Origin of the sequence: Phragmitibacter flavus (assembly GCF_005780165.1) — a bacterium.
Lineage (GTDB): Bacteria > Verrucomicrobiota > Verrucomicrobiia > Verrucomicrobiales > Verrucomicrobiaceae > Phragmitibacter > Phragmitibacter flavus.
Window position 1 is genome coordinate 39,834 of sequence record NZ_VAUV01000010.1, and the last position, 24,215, is coordinate 64,048.

General features: G+C 54.8%; 21 protein-coding genes. 12 read left to right on the forward strand and 9 right to left on the reverse strand.

The genetic code is table 11. The annotated features are described in order from the left end of the window. The first annotated feature begins 146 nt into the window (after positions 1 to 146). The 4 genes from FEM03_RS14380 to FEM03_RS25925 are packed head-to-tail and all read left to right on the forward strand — an operon-like array spanning position 147 to position 4,386. Positions 147 to 1,424, forward strand: coding sequence for an MFS transporter (locus tag FEM03_RS14380; protein WP_138086976.1), 1,278 nt, complete (start codon positions 147 to 149; stop codon positions 1,422 to 1,424). A 51-nt stretch (positions 1,425 to 1,475) separates the two neighbouring features. Then, the gene (locus FEM03_RS14385; RefSeq protein ID WP_138086977.1) at positions 1,476 to 1,772 is read left to right on the forward strand and encodes a hypothetical protein; all 297 of its coding nucleotides are present in this window, start codon (positions 1,476 to 1,478) and stop codon (positions 1,770 to 1,772) included. A gap of 18 nt (positions 1,773 to 1,790) precedes the next feature. Next, entirely contained in the window at positions 1,791 to 2,846 is a 1,056-nt protein-coding gene (locus FEM03_RS14390) for a chorismate-binding protein (RefSeq protein ID WP_138086978.1), read from the forward strand. Position 2,847: 1 nt separating this feature from the next. Then, complete coding sequence (locus FEM03_RS25925; RefSeq protein ID WP_138086979.1) at positions 2,848 to 4,386, forward strand: thiamine pyrophosphate-binding protein; 1,539 nt, start codon at positions 2,848 to 2,850, stop codon at positions 4,384 to 4,386. Here FEM03_RS25925 and FEM03_RS14400 read toward each other — a convergent pair. Together FEM03_RS14400 and FEM03_RS14405 are read right to left on the reverse strand one after the other, a co-directional pair. Further along, a complete protein-coding gene (locus tag FEM03_RS14400) occupies positions 4,381 to 5,322 on the reverse strand; it encodes a CNNM domain-containing protein (protein ID WP_138086980.1) in 942 nt (313 codons plus the stop codon). The two genes, FEM03_RS25925 and FEM03_RS14400, sit on opposite strands and share 6 nt — an antisense overlap. Next, positions 5,322 to 6,578, reverse strand: coding sequence for a CNNM domain-containing protein (locus FEM03_RS14405; protein WP_138086981.1), 1,257 nt, complete (start codon positions 6,576 to 6,578; stop codon positions 5,322 to 5,324). Before FEM03_RS14405 ends, FEM03_RS14400 begins: the two co-directional genes overlap by 1 nt. Before the next feature lie 350 nt (positions 6,579 to 6,928). On the opposite strand from FEM03_RS14405, the gene FEM03_RS14410 reads away from it, so the two are divergent. From FEM03_RS14410 to FEM03_RS14445, 8 genes are all read left to right on the forward strand, one after another. Then, positions 6,929 to 7,717, forward strand: a complete 789-nt coding sequence (locus FEM03_RS14410) for a GntR family transcriptional regulator (RefSeq protein WP_138086982.1) — start codon at positions 6,929 to 6,931, stop codon at positions 7,715 to 7,717. Between the two features lie 17 nt (positions 7,718 to 7,734). Then, positions 7,735 to 9,720, forward strand: coding sequence for an FG-GAP repeat domain-containing protein (locus FEM03_RS14415; protein ID WP_206171014.1), 1,986 nt, complete (start codon positions 7,735 to 7,737; stop codon positions 9,718 to 9,720). A 29-nt stretch (positions 9,721 to 9,749) separates the two neighbouring features. Beyond that, positions 9,750 to 10,859: a sialidase family protein gene (locus FEM03_RS14420; RefSeq protein WP_138086983.1), complete on the forward strand. Its 1,110-nt coding sequence runs from the start codon at positions 9,750 to 9,752 to the stop codon at positions 10,857 to 10,859. 46 nt (positions 10,860 to 10,905) lie between these two features. Beyond that, the gene (locus FEM03_RS14425) at positions 10,906 to 11,391 is read left to right on the forward strand and encodes a nuclear transport factor 2 family protein (protein ID WP_138086984.1); all 486 of its coding nucleotides are present in this window, start codon (positions 10,906 to 10,908) and stop codon (positions 11,389 to 11,391) included. 27 nt (positions 11,392 to 11,418) lie between these two features. After that, positions 11,419 to 12,279: a LamG-like jellyroll fold domain-containing protein gene (locus FEM03_RS14430; RefSeq protein WP_138086985.1), complete on the forward strand. Its 861-nt coding sequence runs from the start codon at positions 11,419 to 11,421 to the stop codon at positions 12,277 to 12,279. Between the two features lie 68 nt (positions 12,280 to 12,347). Then, positions 12,348 to 13,583 carry an MFS transporter gene (locus FEM03_RS14435; protein WP_138086986.1) on the forward strand — a complete coding sequence of 412 codons (1,236 nt, stop codon included), beginning with the start codon at positions 12,348 to 12,350 and terminating at the stop codon, positions 13,581 to 13,583. An 8-nt stretch (positions 13,584 to 13,591) separates the two neighbouring features. Beyond that, positions 13,592 to 14,527, forward strand: a complete 936-nt coding sequence (locus FEM03_RS14440) for a dihydrodipicolinate synthase family protein (protein WP_138087148.1) — start codon at positions 13,592 to 13,594, stop codon at positions 14,525 to 14,527. Between the two features lie 18 nt (positions 14,528 to 14,545). Beyond that, entirely contained in the window at positions 14,546 to 16,144 is a 1,599-nt protein-coding gene (locus tag FEM03_RS14445) for a fucose isomerase (protein WP_138086987.1), read from the forward strand. An 85-nt stretch (positions 16,145 to 16,229) separates the two neighbouring features. Here the strand turns inward: FEM03_RS14445 and FEM03_RS14450 are convergent, their stop codons facing one another. The 7 genes from FEM03_RS14450 to FEM03_RS14480 all read right to left on the reverse strand — a co-directional run bounded on the left by FEM03_RS14450 (position 16,230) and on the right by FEM03_RS14480 (position 24,214). After that, the gene (locus FEM03_RS14450) at positions 16,230 to 18,683 is read right to left on the reverse strand and encodes an O-antigen ligase family protein (protein WP_138086988.1); all 2,454 of its coding nucleotides are present in this window, start codon (positions 18,681 to 18,683) and stop codon (positions 16,230 to 16,232) included. Positions 18,684 to 18,694: 11 nt separating this feature from the next. After that, complete coding sequence (locus tag FEM03_RS14455; protein ID WP_138086989.1) at positions 18,695 to 20,119, reverse strand: MraY family glycosyltransferase; 1,425 nt, start codon at positions 20,117 to 20,119, stop codon at positions 18,695 to 18,697. Between the two features lie 55 nt (positions 20,120 to 20,174). Then, positions 20,175 to 21,392 carry a glycosyltransferase family 4 protein gene (locus FEM03_RS14460; protein ID WP_138086990.1) on the reverse strand — a complete coding sequence of 406 codons (1,218 nt, stop codon included), beginning with the start codon at positions 21,390 to 21,392 and terminating at the stop codon, positions 20,175 to 20,177. Between the two features lie 45 nt (positions 21,393 to 21,437). Further along, positions 21,438 to 22,190, reverse strand: a complete 753-nt coding sequence (locus FEM03_RS14465; RefSeq protein ID WP_138086991.1) for a glycosyltransferase — start codon at positions 22,188 to 22,190, stop codon at positions 21,438 to 21,440. Positions 22,191 to 22,195: 5 nt separating this feature from the next. Continuing rightward, positions 22,196 to 23,035, reverse strand: coding sequence for a glycosyltransferase family 2 protein (locus tag FEM03_RS14470; protein ID WP_138086992.1), 840 nt, complete (start codon positions 23,033 to 23,035; stop codon positions 22,196 to 22,198). A 64-nt stretch (positions 23,036 to 23,099) separates the two neighbouring features. Then, positions 23,100 to 23,645: an LbetaH domain-containing protein gene (locus FEM03_RS14475; protein ID WP_138086993.1), complete on the reverse strand. Its 546-nt coding sequence runs from the start codon at positions 23,643 to 23,645 to the stop codon at positions 23,100 to 23,102. Next, on the reverse strand, positions 23,642 to 24,214 hold the full coding sequence (locus tag FEM03_RS14480) for a YdcF family protein (RefSeq protein WP_138086994.1): 573 nt from the start codon (positions 24,212 to 24,214) through the stop codon (positions 23,642 to 23,644). Before FEM03_RS14480 ends, FEM03_RS14475 begins: the two co-directional genes overlap by 4 nt. Position 24,215 lies beyond the last annotated feature (1 nt).

The window sequence follows — 24,215 nt, forward strand, 5'->3', positions numbered from 1 at the left end:
ACTTATTCGATTGCGCTTGAGGGAACTGCGGCCAAAGTCGCGCTCCCATGCATTCCAGCTCAGCGCCTTCCTCATCCACGGGACCTTGGTGGACACAGCTCTCGAAATATCACTGGTTTGTCTTTATTGTGGCCTCGCTGGCATGGATGTTTGACTGCCTTGATCAGCAGCTTTTCATTCTGGCGCGTGGTGCGGCGATGAAGAGTTTGTTGCCTCCTGACATGGACGCGAATGCCTATGGCACGTATGCGACGGCAATTTTTGTGGCAGGGTGGGCGACGGGCGGATTGATTTTCGGATCGGTGGGAGATCGGATCGGTCGGGCGAAGACGCTGACGATCACGGTGTTGATGTATTCGGTGTTCACCGGATTGTCGGCGTTGTCGAAAGGGTGGGTGGATTTTGCAGTTTATCGCTTTTTGACCGGTCTTGGAGTCGGTGGGGTGTTTGGGCTGGCGGTGGCGCTGACGGCGGATGCGCTGCCAGATTCGGCTCGTGCGGGAGCATTGGGGACTTTACAGGCGCTCTCGGCAGTGGGCAACGTGACGGCGGGATTGATCAGCATGTGGGTCGGGGGCATGGTTTCGAGGGGAGAGATTTCGGCGGACTGGTCGTGGAAGTTGATGTTTATCGTGGGGGCGGCTCCTGCGTTTTTGTGCGTGTTTATTCAGATGCGTTTGAAGGAACCGGAGAAGTGGGTGAAGGCGCGTGAGGCGGGCAGGATCAGTGGGGCAAAGTTTGGTTCGTATGCTTCGTTGTTTGGAGACAAGCGCTGGAGGGGACCGGCGTTGTTTGGGATGATGCTTTCGGTGGCCGGGGTGATCGGGCTGTGGGGAATCGGGTTTTTCTCGCCTGAGCTGGTGGGACCGGTGATTGAGGAGTCGTTGAAGGCGCAGAATTTGCCGGCGTCGGAAATTGCCGGGGCGAAGGCCCACTACATTGGGCTGAATTCGATTGTGCAGAATGTCGGTGCGTTCATCGGGATGTTGTTGATGACGAAACTGGCGCAGGTGATCGGTCGGAAAAAGGCGTTTGCAGTGGCGTTTGTGGCGGCTTTGCTGGCGACGGTGGGTTTCTTCCAATTCTTTAATGGTCCCGGTGACATCTGGATGAGCGCGGTGATGGGCGGTTGCCAGTTGGCGATTTTTGCGGGGTTTGCGATTTATCTGCCGGAGTTGTTCCCGACGCGTTTGCGCAGCACGGGCACGAGTTTTTGCTACAATGTGGGCCGGTTTGTGGCGGCTTTGGGCATTCTGCAGACGGCGTCGATCAAGACCTGGGCGAGCACGGGGGCGGTGACGGCGACGGAGAAGATTGATTCGTTCCGTGATGCGGCGAGCTACATGAGCGTGATCTTCTTGATCGGTTTGGTGGCGCTGATGTTTCTTCCGGAAACCAAGGGGCGTCCAATGCCTGAAGATTAAGAATGAGATTTTGAGGTGGAAGGTTGCATGGTTTGATTGGAGAGTGATCTGATGACTGTAGAAGAATTGCTTGAATCGGTGTTGCGCGATGATGCGCCGCCGGATGACGTGAGCGCTGAGGCGCGGGCGCTCTGGCATGCGAAGAAGGGCAACTGGGATGAGTCGCATGAGATTGCGCAGGATATTCATTCGAGAATGGGCTCTTGGATTCATGCGTTGCTGCATTTGATCGAAGGCGATCAGGGCAATGCGAACTACTGGTTTCACAAAGCGCAGAAGCCGGTGCGCAAACCGGCGGACATTGAATCGGAGTGGCGGGTGATTGCGGCTGAGGTGCTGGGGGCTTGAGGTTTTTTTGATGCATTCATGTCTGAGTTGAATCATGTTGTCCCGCGAGTCTCCGCTGACGTATTGGAAGAGGTGGACATTGCGTGTTTGAGACTGCCGGATGGCAAGGTGTGGGTGGGATACGGGCCGTTTACGGAAGTGGCGGATGCCCCTGATGGACCCGCGTTTTACGTGAATGATTTTGAGCTTGGCGACGGGCGGCCATGGAAGATTCCGGCGAGGATGGAGGTGCTGGAGAAGGGCGATGAATTTTTGGTGCAGTCGGAGGAGGAACTGAACGTGGTTTGGCGGGCGCTGGAGCCGGAGTGGTTTGAGATGGTTTTCCGGCGCATTCGCAAAGAGGTGGTGGCGAGGCGATTGAAGAAGATGGTTCCAGTATTGACGGAATTGGGGGTTCGGCAGTCGGGGCGGATGAGTGATCTACTGGGGCGTGCGCTGCGTGCGCCTGAGGGATTGTGGGCTTACGGCAGGGTGCAGGGAGATGAGGGGTTTGCGGGAGCGACACCGGAGTTGTTGTTAAAGGTGGAGGGTGGGCAACTCGAGACAATGGCGCTGGCGGGCACGGCGAGTCCGGTGGATGGCGGGGGATTTGTTTCGGACACGAAGGAGATCGAGGAGCACGAACTGGTGGCGGGATTTATTGAGTCGGCTTTGAGCGGACTGGGTTTGGGAGTGGTGGAGCGTGGGCCGCGGGAGGTGAGTGATGCATCGGGGCTTACCCATTTTCGAACGCAATTGCGGGTGACATTGGAGGAGAGGCCGGATTTGGGCGCGTTGGTGAGGTTGTTGCATCCGACGCCGGCCGTGGGGTGTTTGCCGCGTGATGAAGGGAATCTGACGCAGTTGATGGAGTATCGGAAGCAGTTGCATGCGCCGGGATTTTTTGGGGCACCGTTTGGTTTGAAAACGCCGGATGGTTTTTATGCGGTGGTGGCGATTCGTGGATTGGGGTGGAGGGGCGATGAGGTATCGATGCCGAGCGGATGTGGGATCGTTGGAGGAAGTGTGTTTGATCACGAGTGGCGTGAGCTGAGGCAGAAGCGGGAAACGGTGTCGAGGATGCTGGGGGTCTAGCATGAAAAATGGCACGGACAATGAGCGGGAGATTCGGTCGTTGTTTGACCGGCTTGATGGTCTTGGAGTGCGGGAATATGTGGTGTGTGCGGGGGCACGAAATGCGGCTTTGATCGCGGTGGTGACGGCACGGGCGGAAAGGGATGAGCGTTTTGTGGTCCGCCATTTTTTTGACGAGCGGTCGGCGGGTTTTTTTGCTTTGGGTCGGGTGATGGTGACGCGCAAGCCAGTGGCGGTTTTGACAACTTCCGGGACGGCGGTGGCGGAATTGTTGCCGGCGATGATGGAAGCGCATTACCAGGCGTTGCCACTGGTTGCGGTGACGGCGGACCGTCCGGCGCACTATGCTGGCAGCGGGGCTCCGCAGGCGGTGGAGCAGGAGGGGATTTTTGGAGTCTATGCGAACGGGACGATGGGCGGTCCGCTGCATTTCAATGTGCGGCTTGAGGAGGAGGCACTCGATGGGGGGGCACTGGAACGGTGTGTGATCGCGGGGGAAGTGACGTTTGATGGTGGTCCTGAACTGACGGATACGGGAATTTGGGAAGATTTTTGGTCGAGCGATGCGCCTCTGGTGGTTTTGGTGGCAGGTCTGCATCCAGACGATGTGAAAATGGTGTCGGCGTTTTTGGCGAAGCTGGGGGCGACAGTGGTGGCGGAGGCAACGGCGAATCTTGATAGGGTGCCGGAGTTGCAGGAGCTGATAATTCGCGGTGATGAGAAGTTGTTGCGGTCGCTTGAAGTGGGGCGTGTGTTGCGAATTGGGGCGGTGCCTTCGTGGCGCTGGTGGAGGGATCTGGAGGATCGGGAAGACGTGATGGTGTTGAGCATCTCAAAAACGTCGTTTCGCGGGTTGGCTCGAAAGGAGCGGGTCGTGTGTTCGCCTTGGTCAGCTTTGACTCGCGATGTGGGGGCGGTGGAGGCCCGATTGGCGGTGGAAAATGATGATGGCGGGTTGGGGGGATTGATTGAGCAATTTCCGAATTCCGAGGTGGCCTGGATGCGGCATTTGTCTAACGTCGTGGGGGCGGACGCGCGATTGTTCCTGGGGAATAGCCTGCCGATTCGAGAGTGGAATCTGGCAGCAGCTCGGCGCAGTGAAGCCGGGCTGGAAGTTTTTGCGAATCGCGGGGCGAATGGGATCGATGGTCTGGTGTCGACGTGGCTGGGGGTGGGGGATGGGGCGGATGAGTCGTGGTTGGTGGTGGGGGATTTGAGTGCGCTCTATGACATGAATGCGTTGTGGATTTTGCCGCAGTTGAGGGAGGGAAAACGACGCTTGGTGGTGATCAACAACTCAGGCGGGCAGATCTTTTCGCAGGTGCGGTGGTTGTCGGATCTGGCCCCCCCGGCTCGCAAGGTGATGACCAATGCGCACGGGCTTGGGTTTGAATCCTGGGCGTCGATGTGGGGAGTGGGCTACCGCTGTTTTTCTGACTGGCGGGATTTGAGCGATGATGGCGATGGCTCCGGGACGGTGATCTGGGAGATCAGGCCGGACGCGGATGAAAGCGCAGCGTTCTGGCGTGCGTGGTCATGAGGCGGGCCGGTGGAAGATGGCGGCGAGCAGGGATTGCTGGGTGATGACGCCGACGACGTGTCGATTTTCATCATGGACGGCGGTGAGAGGTTCGCCGCGTTTCCGCAGGTATTGCAGGCAGTGGAGGGCGGTGTCGGTGGATCGAACGTGGTTAAGGGGGCGCAGATACTGGCGGACCATGCGATCGGGCTGGGGATTGGTGGGGAGTGCGGTGGTGTCGAGCCAGCCGAGAAGATTGCCGTTCTCGGCGAGGACGATGTGCCAGGGACGGAGTTGTTGTTTGTTCGCGCTGATGAATTGCGCGAGGGGGAGTTCTGGGGGAATGGCGGTTAACTGGCGCAAGGGAAGCATGAAGCGGCTGACGGGCGACTTTTGGAAATCGGCGTAATGGTCGATCAGTTGCAGGCAGGGTGGGGGGAGAAGCTGGTTGGTCTTGATGGACTTGGTGAGGTCGTCCAGGCCGGTGTTGTCGGAGACTTCGACCGGCAGCAGGTCGAGGGCGCGGGATTTGAGTCGGGAAGAAAGAGCGAGCCAGGGGAGGGCGAGATGCTGCATCAACGTGAGAAGGCCGGTGCAGGCGCGAAGCGATCGGAAAGGTTTTTGTGCAAAAAGGTGTTTGGGGATTTGTTCGAGGATGATGAGGAACAGGGGGAGGGTGATGAGGAGGTTGATGGCCCAGCCCCAGGGGCCGACGGCACGCACGGTGAGCAGGGCGGCAGCGGCGAAGGCGAGCAGTCCGCAGATGTGATTGGTGGCTGCAACAACATGCAGCAACTCGTCGCGACGTTGGAGCAACTGGCTGAGCTTGGCGGCTTTTTTGTCGCCTTCCTCGGCGGCATGGCGGACACGGACGCGGCTAACTACAAGCAGGGCGCTTTCGGTGCCGGCGAGCATGAAACAGAGAGGGATGCAGAAGATGAGCAGCAGCCAGATCATCAGCGGTGGTCGGGTGCGGGTGGGAGTTGAAGTTCGACTTGTTGCACGCGTGAGCGGTTGGTGCGTTTGATCTTTATCTCAATGCCTTTGTAAGTGATTTGTTGACCGGGCTTTGGAGGTCCGCCGAAGAGACTGGTGGCAAGGCCGCCGATGGTGTCGAGGTCGTCTTCGTCAAAATTGACGTCAAGTTCGTGTTCGATCTCATCCAATCGGGCCTGGCCGTTGATGAGGTAGCGGTTGGCACCGATGGATTGGATGTTGGGCTGCGTGTCGGAGGTGGGAGCGGTTTTTGAAAGGATGTAATTGACGACGTTTTTATGAGTGAGGAGGCCCTGAAAACTACCGAATTCATCGACGATCACGGCCACGGCGGCGGGATCTGATTGAAGGCAGTCGGTCCACACCCGGATGAGCGGAATAGATTCGGGAACGAAGATGGGGGGCTGACTGACGCTGCGCCACTGGGGTCGGCCCTTCAGCTTCCATTGCTGAATGTTGATGAGGTCAGACACGCCGTCCTGTTTGCGGTCATACACCGCGACGAATGGATGGCGGGCACTTTCGAGAGTGGCGGCGGCCTCCTGGTCCTCGGCATCATGCGTCATCAGCGGGAGATCGACCCGCGGCGTCATGAGATCGTGGGCGGCGAGGCGGTGAAGGTTGGTGACGTGGTGAAGCAGTCCGGCTTCTTGTTTGTCGATGCTGCCCTGTTCCTCCTTCATGTCGATGAAGGTGACGAGCTCGTCGGTGCTGAGCAAATTCGGCGGACGCGATCGGGGTGGGGTAAGTCGTGCGGCGATGCTGCGGCTGAAACCGAGCAGTGGTCGGATGGCCGGGAGAAAAAATCGCTGGCTGATGCCGAGCAGGGGAAGGGTGAAGCGTGCGACGGTGGAAGGTGCGCGCAGGGCGCAGGTGCGTGGCAGAATTTCGACGATGATCAGACTGGCACTGAGGATGACCAGGGTGCTGATCCAGGGTTGAAAGCCGGCTTCAGTGAGGGGATGGAGAATGAGGTAAAGCGCAGTGGCGGTGAGGGTGAGGTTGCTGATGCTGCCAAGCAACATGGCCTCTTGCAACGTGGTCGAGGTGTTGAGGAGAAGCTTTTTGCTCTTCTCACTGCGTGGGAGCACATCGTCGTGTAGAAGGTCCTTTTCCCGCAGCACGAAGAGGGCGGTCTCAAGGGCCGAAAAGTTGGCGGCAAAGATCAAGAGTCCTGTGAAAAGCAGGAGGATAAGCAGAAGCAACGGCAGTGTCATACTGGGGGGTGTGACAACGAGTCGTTGAGGTCCGCTTCGGAGAGAGCGGTTGGTGCTTCTTGATGAACTTCAGAGGTGGGGTTCAGATTCCTGGATCTGCAGCGAAACATGGGCATGGGAGAGTCGACGTTGTTCTCTAGCCAAGTCTTTCGGTCAACGCAAGTAGATGAACGCGATGGTTTGTGCCTGTGGGGTGCTGCAACTGATACACCGGTAGTTTTGAACAGGTGTCTACCGGATCAATTCCAGCTCGCGATCATTTTTTTCAAAGAATCTGATAGGCAGGAAAAGGCGGAAACGTTTATGATGGAATCCCACTGGTATACCAGCAAGAATTTCGCTTCAGTTCCATGTCGTTTGCCAATAGTCTCAGCTCCCAAGCTTACCAGCACATTCAGCGCAAGCTGTTGTCCGGGGCGTGGAATGCGGGTGACGTGATTTCCGAGCAAAGTGTGGCCCAAGAGATGGGCATCAGTCGAACGCCGGTGCGCGAGGCCATTCGTCATTTGGAACAGGAGGGGGTGTTGGAACAGGTGCCGCGATTCGGCACGCGGGTGAAGGCACTGGACCGGCGTGATCTGGTTGAGCTCTACGAACTGCGCGATGCGTTGGAACCGTATGCAGTGGCGCAGGTGGCCGGCAAGTTGGAAGATGAGGATGTCAAGACGTTGGGTCGTCTGTGCGATGAATTGAAGAATGTGGCGAAGGAGTTGCGACGAAAGGGCCATACGAAGCCGGATGCCGAAATGATGAAACGCTTGATGTCAGCGGACATGGCCTTTCACCATTTGTTGATTCGTGCCGCAGGCAACGGTCGTTTGATGAAGATCGTGGCCGAGGGGAGAGTGCTGGCTCGAATTTTTTCCACTTCAAGACAGGAGCATGATTTGGAGGTGATCGAACAAACGCTGCGCTATCACCTGGAGATTGTGGAAGCGGTGGTGGCCGGAGATGGCGAGGCGGCACGTCGATTGATGTCGCAACACATTCGGGCCAGCATGGGGGAGGCATTGGAGCATTTTGATCGTCAACAAGCCTTGGCTCAACGGGAGGCCATGTCGGTGGGGTTGCCGGAGGCGTTTACTACCGAGCTCGAGGTGCTGGACAAGACTTTAAGACCACCCAAAACACGAACTTAGTGACTTTGCCACTTATCATGATGAAAACACGCACACTGCTTGCCTCACTGCTGCTCCTTGCTCTCGGCACCCACGCCGAAAGTGCCGAGTTGCAACGTCTCAAATACAACCATCCCGGTCTTGAAGTGGATCTTGGAGTGGGACTTTGGGCGTGGCCGTTGCCCATGGATTTTGATGGGGATGGTGACCTTGACCTGGTGGTGAATTGTCCCGACAAGCCTTACAATGGGGTGTATTTTTTTGAGAATGTCACTGGAGATACCGCGAAGAATGCAATGCCGGTGTTCAAGCCAGGCCGACGCATCAGCAAAGGCATGCAGAATGTTCAGGTGAGTTATGTCGATGGAAAACCCGTGGTGATGAGCCCGGCCATGACTTATCCCGATTTTCTGAGCACTGGCATTGATAAAGGCCAGAAGATAGAACTGCCGAACAACATCCACCCCAACAAGGTGCGGGCCAACATGTGGAGGATGGTGGACTATGATGGTGATGGAAACAACGATATCATTGTGGGAGTCGGCGACTGGACCGAGTATGGGTGGGACAATGCGTATGATGAGAATGGCCGTTGGATGAATGGTCCCATTCGAGGTTATGTTTATTGGCTTCGCAACACCGCCAGCAACGAGAAGCCTGAGTATGCAAAGCCCGTCAAGGTGATGTCCGGTGATCGTCCGGTGGAGGTGTTTGGATGGCCATCGCCCAATTTCATCGATTTTGATGGAGACGGAGATCTTGACCTTCTTTGCGGAGAGTTTGTTGATGGGTTTACTTACTTCCAGAATACCGGAACGCGGAACAAGCCGAAGTATGCCCTGGGCAAGCGACTCAAAGCTGCGGATGGGACTTATCTGACCATGGACTTGCAAATGATCACCCCAACCGCCATCGACTGGAACAAGGATGGCAAGGTGGACCTGATTGTCGGGGATGAGGATGGACGTGTAGCGTTTGTCGAGAACACGGGCGAGTTTAAGGATGGAGCGCCGCTGTTCAAGGAGCCGGTGTATTTCAAGCAGGAGGCCGACGAGGTGAAATTTGGGGCACTGGCAACGCCGGTGGGTTATGATTGGGATGGTGACGGGGACATGGACATCATTTGTGGCAACACCGCCGGGCATATCGCCTTCATCGAGAACTTGAGCAGTGCGAAAGTGGAATCACCGAAGTGGGCGGCACCCAAACTTCTTGAGGCGGATGGAAAAGTGATTCGCCCGATGGCGGGGGCAAATGGATCAATCCAGGGGCCGTGTGAAGCGAAGTGGGGATACACCACGCAGTCGGTGGCGGACTGGGATGGCGATGGATTACCCGATTTGATGGTCAACTCCATTCTGGGGAAAGTGCATTGGTATCAGAACATCGGCACCCGCACGGAACCGAAGCTGGCTGCAGCTCAGTCCGTTGAAGTGGAGTGGGATGGTGAGCAGCCCGTGCTGGCTTATGGCTGGTTGCGGCCGGAAGGAAAGGCGCTGCTAACTCAATGGCGCACCACGCCGGTTGCGGTGGATTGGAACAAGGACGGTCTGGTGGATTTGGTGATGCTCGACCAGCAAGGCTATCTCGCATTCTTTGAACGGTTCAAAGATGGGAAGGGGACTCTGAAGTTGAAACATCCGCAGAGGGTCTTCGTGGCAGACGCAACCGTGGAGGGGGATCCTCCCACCAAATACTTTCAGGCCGCAGCTGGCGAGCCACTTTGGATGAATAAGAAAATCGCAGGAGGCAGCGGTCGGCGCAAGCTGTGTGCAGTGGATTGGGATCAGGATGGCCAGATGGATTTGTTGGTGAATGCCGCCAACGCCAGCTTTGTTCGACAAACTCGCAGTGCCGATGGCAAGTGGTTCTTCAAGGACATGGGATTGGTTTCTCCGACCAATATTGAGGGGCACGATGTGAGTCCGACGGTGGTGGACTTTAATGGCGACGGAGTTCCAGACTTTCTTGGAGGAGCTGAAGATGGCTATCTTTATTATCTCCGTAACCCGAGCGCCAAATAAGAGACTCGCTTCAATATCTTGCGCCTACCATGAAACGAATTTTTCTTGCCGTGAGTCTGGCATCGTTGGCATTAACTCCAGTGCTGAAATCGATCCCTGACCAACCTGCCATTCTCCAAAGTGAGTTCATCTACGAACCAGGCCTCTATCCGCAAATTCACGCGTCGACCATTGAGGAAACGCCCCATGGTTTAGTGGCGGCATGGTTTGGCGGGACGCATGAGAAGAATCCTGATGTGGGCATCTGGGTGTCCCGTCTGGTGGATGGCAAATGGACCGAGAGTGTGGAAGTGGCCAACGGGGTGCAGCATCGAAATGCAGATGGAACGGTGCACCGGCATCCGACCTGGAACCCGGTGTTGTTCCAACCAAAAGAAGGGCCATTGATGTTGTTCTACAAGGCCGGACCCAATCCGGATGCCTGGTGGGGCATGTTGACCACGTCGGCCGACGGTGGAAAGAATTGGTCGCATCCGCAACGTCTTCCAGAGGGCATTCTCGGACCGATTAAGAACCGTCCGATTCAACTAGCCAACGGAGATATTCTTTGCCCGACCAGCAATGAATCGGCCGAGAAGGTGACCAAATGGAATGTGCATTTCGAACGCACGACCGATTTGGGAAAGACTTGGGAGAAAATTGGTCCGCTGCACGATGGGATTGCCATACAGGCCATTCAGCCGAGCATTCTTGTTCTGGGCGGCGGGAAGTTGCTCGCCATCGGGCGCTCGCGTCAGGACCGGGTGTTCGAAGTCCAATCCAACGACAACGGCAAAACTTGGGGAGAAATGGGCTTGGGTTCATTGCCAAACAACAATTCCGGCACGGACGCGACCACCTTGAAGGATGGGCGGCATGTGATTGTCTACAATCACATTGGTGGAACTCCGGGCAAATGGGGCGGCAAACGGACTCCGCTCAATGTGGCGGTTTCCAAGGACGGCAAAGTCTGGCAGGCTGCATTGGTGCTGGAGGATGAGCCGGGTGAATACAGCTATCCCACAGTGATTCAAACATCAGACGGAATGATCCACATCACCTACACTTGGAAACGTCAGAAGGTGAAGCATGTGGTGGTCGATCCGGCAACATTGGTCGGACGAGATTTTGTGGATGGCAACTGGCCAACTGCAAACTGAATTTCGGCGTGATTCTTCTACAAACCATTGATAAAACTGAATGTCCATGAAACTGAACTCATTTATTTACACCGCACCTCTGTTGAGTTTGATTTGTTGGTTTGGCTTGGTAACGCTGCATGCAGAGTCCGAACCGATTGTCGACGAATTAACCAGTGCTTTGCTGACAGCTGACAAGGAGAGAGTGGATGCGACGTTGACGGCTGATGAAGCTCGATTGAATGCGATCCTTTCTGACGATTTGCATTATGCCCATTCATCCGGCGTGGTGGACGACAAGAAAGTCTTTGTTGAAGCATTGGCATCCAAGAAGAGTCAATATGTAACCTATGCCTACAGGACGCAGAATTTTAGTTATCCCGCTCCAGGCATCGCATTGATGACGGGACAGGTGGATCTAAAAGTCAAGAATGCCAAGGGCCTTAATGACATGACATTGAGTTACCTTGCTGTTTGGAGGCTTGAGAATGGACAGTGGCGATTTTTAGCGTGGCAGTCATGCAAGTTGCCTGGGCTAGAAGCAAAGCCATAGTTTCATTTAAGCGTCCCCTGATCAATTATGAAAAGCGTTCAATATTTTGTCGTGCTGCTGGCCGGTTGGCTGGTGACTCCAGTCCATTCAAGCAATCCAGGAGCTGTCGTGCTGGATACGCCCAATCTGGTGGCATTCTGGGATTTCCAGGAGGAGGGAGGCAAGGCGCGCGTGTCCAAAGGGGGGGCACAATCTTATGGGTTGAAGGAGCAAAGAGGAAAGGTGGATCGTGTGGAAGGCGGATTGTTTGGCGAGTTCTCTGCGAAGATCCGTCGTGGGCAATGGTTGATGGTGCCACGAGCAGAGCTTGGGGAGTTGGACATTCACGGCAAGGAGGCACAGGTGACCGTGGTTGCCTGGATCAAGCGCGGGGACAAGCAGGCATGGCAGGCGCTGGCAGGAGTCTGGGACGAGACACGAAAAAAGCGGCAGTATTGTCTGTTTTTGTATGGAACCACGGCGACCAGGGCGGATGAAATGAAACGATATCCAGTGAAGGACCGCATTCATGGGCATGTATCGGCGGTAGGCGGTCCAACCCCAGGAGAGAAGTTTTGTATTACTTACTCAAGTGGAGCTACGGAGATTGGTTTTGAAGACTGGTATTGCGTGGCGATGACTTACGATGGCAAAGCATCCAGGGTTTATGTGAATGGCAAATTGGACACATGGGAGCAGCGCAACCCGTTCGCATACGAGGACGGCCTGTTTGATGGAGGAGATGATGGAGCGGATTTTACCGTGGGCGCGGTGCACCGGGGTGGGGAGTGGGGAAATTTTTTTGATGGCAAGATGGCAGGCGTGGCAGTGTTTAACCGGGCATTGAGTGCGGAGGAGTTGCTGCAAATTTCCGAGAAAACCCTGCAATCGATTCAAAAAGAAAAATGATCTGGTGAGCAGGGATGACCAGCGGGCCGGTCTTTCCAATTTACCGACTTTCCTGTCTTCTCATTCCCATGACTCTGATCCAACCGCCGATTTCTGTTTCACGCTATGCCTGGTTCGTTCTGGCTCTGCTCTGGCCGGTGGCGTTGTTGAACTACATGGATCGTCAGATGATGGCGGCGATGAAGGAATCATTGATGGGGGACATCGCCGGGCTGGACTCCGAAGCAAAATGGGGATTGTTGCCAGCTGTGTTTAAATGGGTTTATGCGGGGTTGAGTCCGTTTGGCGGATACCTGGCGGACCGTTTCAGCAAGAAAGTGGTGATTACCGTGAGTTTGTTTGTGTGGTCAGCGATCACCTGGGCGACGGGGCACGCGGTCACTTATGACCAGTTGATTTGGAGCCGGGCAATCATGGGGGTGAGCGAGGCATGTTATATCCCGGCGGCGCTGGCGTTGATTGCTGACTATCATGTGGGACCGACGCGATCGAGGGCCATTGGGATTCATCAGATGGCGATTTATGTGGGAGTGATGATTGGAGGCTTTAGTGGCTACGCGGCGGATGCACCGAGTCTCGGGTGGCGCTGGGCGTTTGATGCGGTCGGATTCGTTGGAGTGGTTTATGCGATTCCACTCTTCTTTCTTTTGAAGGACAAACCATTGGTCGCTGGAGAGACCACGGCGAAACCTTCGGTGGGTAGTGCGGTGACGGAGTTGCTGACCAACAAGTATTTCATCATGCTGGTGCTTTATTTTACTCTGCCGGCGCTGGCTGGATGGGTGATCAAAGATTGGATGCCCGCGATTTTGAAAAGTCAGTTCAATATCGGTCAGGGGAAGGCGGGGGTTTCGGCGACCTTGTATGTCAACATTGCCTCGCTCGCGGGTGCTGTAATTGGTGGGATACTAGCGGATCGGTGGATGAAAAAGACGATTCGCGGTCGGATATATATCAGCGCCATCGGGATGTGCTTTCTCGTGCCGGCCTTGTTCGGCGTCGGCAATGCCAACACCTTGTTGGTCGCGATTTGTTTCCTGGCATTGTTTGGCCTGGGCTGGGGATTTTTTGACTGCAACAACATGCCGATTCTCTGTCAGATCGTGCGGCCAGAGTTGAGGGCGACGGGATATGGCATCATGAACCTGGTGAGCATCAGTTGTGGAGGGTTCGCGGACTGGGGCTTTGGCGTGATGCGTGATGGCGGGGTGGCTCTCAATGTGATCTTCGGTGCGTTCGCCAGTGTGTGTGTCTTGTCGGCGGTGCTGGTGTTGCTGATCAAACCGAAGGCCAATCTAAATTAAGGATGTCTATGCAAACATCATTACTGAAGGGCATTGTTCCGCCGGTCATTACGCCGTTAAAATCGCGTGACGAGCTGGATGTGGGGGGACTGGAGAAGGTCATTGAACATCTCTTGTCGGGTGGTGTGCATGGGGTGTTTGCGTTGGGCACGACGGGAGAGTTTGCCAGCTTGAGCGAGGAGATGAAGCGGGATGTGGTCACGCATGTATGCCGCGAAATTAAAGGAAGAGTTACAGTTCTGGTGGGGATCACCCACACCTCTCCAGCAGACAGCTTAAAGCTTGCGAGATATGCTGCGGATCAGGGAGCACATGCACTGGTGCTATCAACGCCCTATTACTTTGCATTGAGTCAGGTGGAACTGCTGGAATATTTCGAGAAGATGGTTCCGCAACTGCCTTTGCCGGTCTATCTGTATAACATTCCCGCCTGCACCAAAGTGAGCATCGAGATTGACACGGCACGCAGGGCTCTTGAGCTGCCGAATGTGGTGGGATTCAAAGACAGCTCAGGGAACATGGGGTATTTCCAGCAACTGCTGCAGTTGCAAAACGAAAGCAACGCGTGGTCGTTATTGATGGGCCCGGAGGAACTGGTTGGCGAGGCGGTGTTGATGGGTGCCCAGGGTGGGGTGTGCGGAGGAGCGAATCTGTTTCCACGTTTGTTCGTGAACTTGTATGAAGCGGCTGAGCGCGGTGATGTAGCCGAAGTGAAGCGGTTGCAGCAGGTGGTGATGAATCTGGCGTCAACGCTGTATAGGACGGGCTCTTACGGATCCAGTTTCGTGAAAAGTTTGAAGTGTGCGATGAGCCTGTTGGGTCTTTGTGAAGACGCGATGGCGGGTCCATTTGAGAAGTTTGATGGCGAACATCGTCAGAGGGTGGCGAAGGTGCTCGATGAATTGGATATCAATTTAATCAGAGCGACGTCGGGACCGGTTTAATTTTCGAGGGGGAACGTCATGAAATCAAAGAAGACCATCCAACTAATCGCCAGCGGTGACCTGCGGCTTTCTGCCAATCAAACCTGTTGGGCTGCCCAGGAGGCAATGGAGGCGCTATTGGTCGAAGCGGTTGAGTCAGAAGGTTATCAAGTGGTTCGCGGCCATGCCTATGACAAGAAGTTGAAGCACGGGTTTATTGCAAGTCAGCGGGAAGGGATGGAAGTCTTTCGGAGGCTAGATCCGAAAGCGCCCTTGATCGTGGCCGAGGCAGTGTGGCAATACTCCCATCATGTTCTTGCGGGCTTAACGACCCACAGAGGTCCCATTCTGACGGTGGCCAACTGGAGTGGCCAATGGCCGGGGTTGGTGGGCATGTTGAATCTAAATGGTTCATTGACCAAGGCCGGGGTGAAGTATTCGACTTTGTGGAGTGAGGATTTCACTGACGACTTTTTCAAGAGGAAACTTAAGGCATGGTTGAAGGAGGGCAGGGTGCAGCATGATTTGAGTCATGTGCGAGCCTTGAACGAATGCACCGCCCCAATCAGGGCGCGTTCTCTGGGCAGATCGCTGGCGAAGCAGTTGCGCGAGGACAAGGCGATCATGGGTGTGTTTGATGAGGGTTGCATGGGCATGTTTAACGCGATCATTCCAGATCAGGTTTTGCATTCGACTGGGGTGTTCAAGGAGAGGATGAGCCAGTCATCGCTGTATCATGAAGTCACGCAGACCCGTCATGAAGAGGCGGAAGTGGTGTTGTCATGGTTGATGAAGAAGGGGATGAAGTTCCATTTTGGAGACGATCATACGACGCTGTTGACGCGGGCTCAGGTGCTTTTGCAGTGCAAGATGTATGTGGCGGCATTGCGACTGGCGGATGATTTTGGATGCGACACCATTGGCATTCAATATCAGCAAGGATTGAAGGATCTTTTGCCGGCCAGTGACTTGGTGGAGGGCATGCTGAACAATGCGGATCGTCCTCCGGTAAGGAGTCGCGATGGCAAGCGGGTGTTGTTCAAAGGGGAGCCACTGGTGCATTTTAATGAAGTGGATGAGTGCGCTGGATTGGATGGATTGATGACCTTGCGGGTGCATCGTGCGTTGGGTCAACCTGTGGAGTCCACGTTGCATGACATTCGCTGGGGTGAGGTTTATGGGGATGAGTATGTGTGGGTGTTGTTGATTAGTGGTGCGGCACCACCAGCCCATTTTGTGGATGGCTGGAAAGGGGCGGATGGGCATCGACAACCTGCGATGTATTTCCCCAACGGCGGCAGCACCTTGCGCGGAGTTTCAAAACCGGGCGAGATCGTCTGGTCGAGGGTGTATGTGCAGGACGAAGGCTTGCATTTGGACATTGGACGTGGACACGTCGTGGAGTTGCCAAACGAGGAGACCGAGCGTCGCTGGCAGATGACGACACCACAATGGCCGATCATGCACGCGGTGCTGAACGGTGTGAGCAGGGATCAGTTGATGGCAAAGCATCAGGCCAATCATATTCAGGTGGCCTATGCGACGGATGCAAACGCGGCGAATCATTGCCTTTACACCAAGGCGTCTTTTGCCCAGGCGTTGGGGATGAAGGTGAATGTGTGCGGTGATCTCGGGTAATTACCGTCGGTCGGAAATTGGCACAAAAAAAGCAATGACAGCCCTGATGGCGGTCATTGCCTTGATGATTTCCCTGGTGTGGCGGCTAGGACGCGCTGATTTTGTTCATGTAGGTCTGCAGCGTCTCCCAAGATTTTGCATATTCCTTCTTCTGATTCAGAATCAGAGCCTTTTCATAAATGACCTTGTTGGGAACCGAGGGAAGCAGGGCCAACTCTTCAAGAACTTGGAGGGCCTCATCAATTCGATCATGGAGCTTGAGGGTTTCATAGAGCTGCAGTCCGCGAGCGATGTCGGTTGGATTCCCCAGATAGAGACGGTTCAATTCATCCACACTCAAGTTACCGGGCGGGGAGGTGGCAAATGGCGGATCCAGATGGTCGAAGGCAATCTTGCAGGCCGACTGGAAGTCGCCTTGCAATGCATGATCCGTGGCGAGCACGCTCCATCCATCGGCGAGCCATGCGGGTTTGTCCTGCAGAGCACGAACCAGCTTAGATCGATCCGCCTTGGCATGCCAGGCCTGAAACAGACTAAGTCGTTCTGCCTTGTTGTAAATGGCCAGTTCTGGATGTTCGGTCAGCAAGGCCTGCAGCTCGCGGGAGAACTCTTCTCCATCAGAGAGGAGCGTGAAGATGAGATGCAACTTGGGATCTTTCAGCGCCATGGCACGCGCATCCGATCGAAGTTCAGGATGGAGCCTGGCAATCTCCATCGCGGAGTAGAAGTAGTTTTGGGATGATGACCTGTCGCGGCGAATCGCTTCGCCATAAGCGGCCATGGCAAAGGGAGGATGATGAATTGCCCAAATCTGGGCTTCCGCTGCGACAAAGCGGGTCAAATATTTTTCCAAGGCCCGGCTCCGGGCAAAGTCGGGCAATGCCTCTTGTGGAGAGTAACCGAGGGCAAGTTTGATTGAGGCCCTTTGAAAATAGATTTCCCAATGCAACGGGCGGATGATCGCAGCGCCGTTGATGAGCTCCAACGCTTCGGCGTTACGATTCTCAATCATCATTTGAGTTGAACCGCGATACAACTGCCTGGCATAAGTATCTGTCGGCATGAGTGGTGTTAGGCGGGCGACACTGATCCATAGGATGGCTGCGGCAAAACAAAACAAAGCCGCCGGGACATGAAGCCATCGTCGGCTTGAAGGCTGGGGTAACAACGAGTGCGGGTTGTATCCCAGCCCGGCCAGAGTGGCAAAGAGCACGGCCAATCCGAGCATGTGTAGCGGAATGTCGACGAGACTCTGGGCAACGATTGCCAATGCCGAGATGGCAGCGGCGTTGCGCAGTCGACGATCACGGCGGTTGTGTTTTTCATTTCTAGGCCGCCATGGGCCGAATTGAATGGCAAGGACGATGATCCCAAGCACCATGCAGAGTGCGGCTGGAACTCCACTTTCAGCGGCGAACCACAGCAGGTCGTTCTCAGGGTGGGAGGCGCGATAGATGGTATTGGGGGCACCATCAAGCATGTTGAAGATGGGATCAAAGTTTCCAATCCCCCAACCCATCCAGGGTGCCTCGGGAATGAGTTTGAGCACTCTTCCAAACAGAGAAAGGCGTCCGTCTGAGGCAAGGGTAGCCACGACATCACCTTCTCCGATAAATCGTTGAATGATTCGCTGGCCAAAGATCAGAAGAAAAGTGGTGCCGATCAGGAACAACGAGGAAAAAAGGGCCATCTTGTGAGCTGACTGACTACGCAAAGTGGCAGTGAGCATCCAACCACCGCATCCGGCAAAAAACATGACCACCCCAAACCGCGAGGTGTTGAGCATCAGGGCGGCAAAACATATGGCAAGACAGATGGCAAACAATACCCACCCGAAGTGTCTGCGTCGAAACGAATCGTAGGTGCAGACAAACGCGAGAATGCCTGTCACCGCACACATGCCTGAAAAGTGATTTCTGTTGGGGAAGGGTCCATATTGAAAGGGCTCAAGGTTGTCCCGAGCCCAGAACGATGGCCCAGCAACATTGCGCAACTTGATCCAGACTGCCAACGCAGCGATGGCCGTTAGACCCACGACCATGGCCCTTAGAATGATGCGGCGCTCGCCATCAGCAAACCCCCGACTGATGACAAATGCCATCCAGACCAAAACCAGGGTCACCAATATCCATTTTTCCGAGCTAGTCCATGGTTGGGGAGAATGGAGGTTTCCTGTATCAATCTGAAAATCCCGTTGCAACGCTTGTCGCCAATCTGGCAGTTCTCCGACCACCGGCAGGGCGAAAGTGAGGCTCAACAGCAGCGCCAGAGCCGGCAGGACCCATACCTTTAGCGGGATTCGCCCTATTGGAGGCATGAGCAAAATGCACGTTCCCACCAGCAGCGCCAACGTTGCCAGCGCCCAAGGAGCTCTGGCTCCACAGGTCAATACCGTGACCACCGGCACGGCAGCCACCAGCAGCAGCTTCCATACTGAAGTCGTGCCGGAAAGCGACTCACTTGAAAGGGCGTCGGTGTCAGCAGCAACGATGTCGCGATCTTTTTTTGGAAGAGAGCTGGAGATGGATTCTGAATTCACAAAGAGGTATTTTAATGAAGTGCATTGATCGGCTGTATGGCCGCTTCAGTCGGGATTGCATGAAGGCGGCTTGTGCAGCTTTCGCCCCATTTTTCCTGAGCCAGGCTCAAGACAATGGTGAACAAGTCGGTGCGCGCCCTCCAAAGAGGTTCTGCATCCTCGGGTCCCGGAAAATATAGCGTCACCATGCGGTCGTTGGAAAGCGTCAACACCGACGGTTTGAATCCAGGCCGGGGATCAGGGCTGAGTCCAACCCGGTCAATCGTATGCATCAGCAAGGTTTCAAACTCATCACCACTTTTGCAGCGTTCGATTTCCCACTCCAAGACTCTTGTATAAGCATTGGTGAAAAGCATCTGCTGGCGCCTCACCATGGCTTCCTGAAACTGCGCCTTCAGGGTCCTCCAACTACGCACATAGCCGAGATATCGTGCCGCGCTCAAGGCGAGGAGGAACACCACCGCTCCGACAATGGGAAGAGAAATCCCGCGACTCCACAGGACGGAGATGCCCATCAGACTAAGCACCAGGCACACACTGTAGAGAGCCACCAATGCTTTGGCCTTGCTAAACCCGAGCACCATCAGGCGATGATGAATGTGCTCAGCATCGGCCCGAAAAATTGGCACCCCGCGAACCGCGCGTCTGATGATGGCAAATAGCGTGTCAAGAATGGGCACCCCCAAGGCGATCAGCATGACCAGAAGACCCGCCATCACCGCCCCTTTGTTGGAGCTGACCAGCGACACGGAAGCGACAAAAAATCCTATCAGATAGGCTCCCCCATCTCCTAGAAAGATCCGCGCCGGAGGAAAATTGAAGATGAGAAAACCTGCAAGGGCACCCGCCATGACCGTCGACATCAACACCACATCAGCCATGTTCGCAAAATGGCCAATGAACGCCAGGGTCACGCAGAGGAACATTCCGAATCCCGTGGCCAACCCGTCCATCCCATCAATGAGGTTGATGATGTTGGGGATCGACACCAGCCATATCACGGTCAATGGCAGGCTCCACCAACCCAGCGAAAAATTTCCGGCACCAAGAGGGTTGGACAACATGTCGATCGAGATGCCCAATGAGTAAAGCACCATGGCCACCCCGATCTGTCCCACCAGCTTAATTCTTGCTCCGAGCGGATGCAGGTCGTCCAGAAAACCCACGATAAAGATCAACACATTGGTGGCGATGATCGGCAGCCACTTATGGGCAAACTCTGGCTGCCGATAAGCGAGGACCACGAACCCTGCCGCGAGCGCGAGCACGATGGGCAGTCCACCCAGTCGTGAAATAGGTTTTTCATGCTGTTTGCGGTAGCTGTCCGGTTTGTCCATCCCAAACTTTCCACCATTACGCAGCAGCAGCCAGGTGGTGGCCGCCGATAAAATCAGTGCGCCGACAAAGAGGAGGGAAATGGTATCAAGTTGCCACATTGGCTTTGGAAAAGGGGTTATCTAAGCAAGCGGTTGATCAGGCATACAAGCGAAATTACAGCTTCATAGCCATAGCTTCGATTTCAGCAACCAGCCGGGGGCACAAATTCTTGAATGCAAACTGACTGGAGTAGTGTTGCAACTCCACGGATGGCGGGCAGGGACCCAATACCAAGGCTTTTTCGAGACACTTCACCATGTTGTCGATGTCCCCATGTCCAGTCCGACGGGCATATTTCGGAAGGTTCAGGGCATCGACCATGTCGCTCCCATGGCTCGGACTTGGACCGACGAACAAAAAGGGAAGGCCCAGCGATAAAATGTTGTAGATTTTGCAGGGGTGAACGATGCCAACATAAAGATCACCCATGACCACCAGATGCAAATCAGCGGCAGAAAGAGAGGCCGACAGCCGCTCCAATGGCTGATAGGGGAGGCACAGGATGTTTCGCAGCTGATGTTGTTCGGCAAAAAGCTTCACCTTTCGATGTTCACTTCCATCACCAACAAACAGAAAGCAGAGTTCGGAACGTTCGCGCAGTCTTAATGTTGCCTCAAGGAGGGTGTCCAGAGGATGACAGGGGCTGTGATTGCCAGAATACATCACCACAAACTTGTCGGGCAATCCATGTTCACTTCTGAATTCTGCCCGACCGGTTTCGTCAATCCGGAGTTCATGGTCGTTCGCCCACGGTGGCTCCACTCGGATCGCCTCATCAGCCACACCCTTGTCGCGAAGACGCTGCGCCATGAATCGATCCAATACCACGATCCTCGTAGCCTGGTGAAAACTCCAGTTGAGCAGCGTGGACAAACTGCGCTCAATCCAGCTCCCTTGACGGAAAACTCCATTGGCAACGGCCTGATCGGGATTCATGTCCATCAACCAGATCATCGACCGACAGCCGTGCCATCGGGCTGCAAGTGCGCCCAGAACCGAGATCAGGGGAGGCGAAGTCAGACTTACTATGACATCGGGCTTCGATGCAAACACCAGCATCCTCGCGGCATTCAACCAGAACACTCCCGAGTCAACCACACGACGCCAGATCGATCGTTTGCCCAAGCCCGGCGTCCAGATTCGACGGATCTCTATTCCCATCCAGTTCTCTCTGGATGGATAGTGAACCTCGGGGTGGTTGTATCCCCGGTTGGATGCAATCACCGTGACCTCATGACCCTTTCTCACCAACTCTGTTGCCAGTTGTTTGAGATAGACTGCCGTGGCCACTTCGTCAGGATGGAAACACTGATTTAGAAACAAGATTCGCATGGCACAAAATTCGGCACGTCAAAGCAGGCACTCGACAAGGCAAGGCTACACAGACGCCACCCGACCGCGGCGTTTTTTTATCGCCAAAATTTCGAGGAGCATGCCCCAGGAGTCGACCAACAATCGCACCTTTCCACCTGGCGTTTCATGCCAATCAATCGGGAATTCTTCAATAGAACCTCCTGAATCCAACACCGACACCATCAACTCCACATCGAAAGCAAAGCCCCTTGTCTGCAACTGGGGTTGAACCCGACTAAAGAGGTTTCGCTCCACCATTTTGAGGCCACACTGACTGTCATAAACGGCCACGTCTAGCATTTCCGAAACCAACGTTGCGAAGATTCTTCCCATCAGGTGACGCTGCAGAAGACGGTCAACCTTTCGCCCCAGCATCTTCACCCGCGAACCAAAAAAAGCCTGCGCAGTAGTGTTGTTTGATCTTACATGCGCGATCAGACGCGAGACCTCCGATGCCGTGACCGAACCGTCGGCATCGACAAACATCAACCAATCCTGCATCTCATGAGCCGCCCAGCTCGCATACACGGCACCTCCTTTACCGACATTCTCAGGCAATGCCAGGAGTGGCCGCAAACACAGGAACTTCGGCCGCAATTCATCCACCACAGCCTTCATCCGGGTTACTTCAGTGGCACCACTGCCGTCATCAACGACCAGCACCGCCACCCCTCCCAGGCGATCCATTTCCCGCACCAACTCGGCCAGAAAACTTGGGATGCGCTGGCTTTCGCGAAAGCAGGGGACTACCAGATGAACGGTGTGAGCAGATGTCATTGAGACTAGTTTGAGCTTTTTCCGCTTTCCATCTCCAGGATCTTAAGTCGGATGTCAGCAAAATAGCGCTGTTTAAGCCGGTTAAAAATCCAGCCTCGATAACCATCCAAAAATCCTTTTTTGGCGAGGTAAGCCATAAGGAAGTAAAAGGTCCCCAGCCACCATTTGTCGAGATGGCGATATTTGAATCGCTGACGGGTATTGAGTTTTGCCCAGTCTTCCGCTGAAGCTTGCCTTTTGAACCACTGGTAGCGATTGGCCTCCCAAGTGGAATACTCATTGTGTCGGGCAAAGTAATTCTCCAAACCTCGGTAGTCGTAGTGTTCGAGTCGTGTGCGGAGTTCTCCAACGGAACCCTGCAACACCGGGTGTTCATGAATTTCCATGTCCAAACGGCTCCAAAACTCTTCTGGAAACCGCTCGTATTCTCCATGTCCCACCCGGAAGAGCGACAGCTTGTGAAACACATCACCATGATGGAGCGGACGTCCCATGAACCAATTGGTAAAAGAAATCCAGAATCCTGAATGAGTGGTATTCGGCAGCGTCTTCCCAAGCTCATTCACCATGGCGGTGTTCATCCTTTCATCCGCATCCAGAAACAGCACCCATGGATGTTTGAAAACATGGTTTCGAAGCGCCCAGTTACGTTTTTTCGGAAACCCTCCGTCCCATTCAAAGCGCAACACCGTAGCACCCGCCGCCCGCGCAATTTCGACCGTCCTGTCAGAACTTCCCGAGTCCACCACCACCACCTCATCAAACTCTCCCAAACTCGCCAGGCAATCAGGCAAGTTCTTTTCCTCATTGCGCACAGGGATGCAGATGGAAACAGGCAATGACATGCGAGTGCGAATCCGTTAAACTAACATTTCCAACTTTGACCGTGTTCCCCGAACATCGGAAGGTCTATCTATGACCTATTTCTTTGGCCGGGTTTCCAGCGACGATGATCGAATCTGACACGTTTTTGACGACCACTGAACGAGCGCCAACGACCGCCCGCTCTCCAATAATTACTCCAGGTCCGATGAAAGCGTCAGCACAGATCCAGACATCATTTTGCACCGTGATGGGGGCTTTGATCAAGGGCATTGATGCATCCGTGAAGTCATGCGAACCGCCACAAAGATGGGCCCGTTGGGAAATGGTCACATTTTGTCCTATTTTGAGAGGCCCCAGATTGTAAACACAAACATCAAACCCAATTGCGCTCCAATCCCCAATCTCCAAGTTCCAGGGAATGAACACCTTTGCCGTCGGATGGATATGCACCTGATCGCCAACTTTGGCCCCAAAACAACGGAGCATGAAGCGTCGCCACCCCCATAGAAGACGGGGGCTGAATCGATACAAAGGATGCACAAAGCTCCATAGAGCTCGGGCCAGCAATTCATTCCTGGTCCACTTGCGACTGGACCGATTCGATTGAATACCCGATGAAGACGTGTTCATGGTGAAAACGGATTGACGCCATATCTAAAAAGATAGAAAAGCGCCGCCAATCGCTCGCGCCTTTGACTTTTCACTTCCCAGGGATTCGGCACCTGTGATGCAGTCTCGAAAGCCACTGCGAACTCGCGTTCGGGCTGCCGTTTACGAAACACCGCAAGTGATCGGGCAGCATGGAACCAGTTCGTTATCAAAAGCACCCGTCGCACCTCCGGCATCGCATCAATGATTGGGTCGGTGAAATCAGCATTCTCATGGGTGCTTGTCGCGTTTTGTTCATGGAGAATAAGACCGTTTGGAACTCCAGCCTCAGTCAACTCGCGTAGAATGGTCCCTCCATCCCCGGTTACCACGATAGGCAAACCTGGAAAGCGCGAGTGCCAGCGCAACGCTTCCCTCGACCTGGCTTCGTCTCCGCCTCCAAGCACCAGAACAAGGTCAGGTTTCCAGGATGGGTCTATAGGGACGGCATTGGGCCAGTTTCCCCACTGAATCCAACTTAGGGCAGCAACGATGATTGAAACAGCAGTCACGCAAAGGGTCGAAGTTTTCAGCCTGAAACTCATCAACATC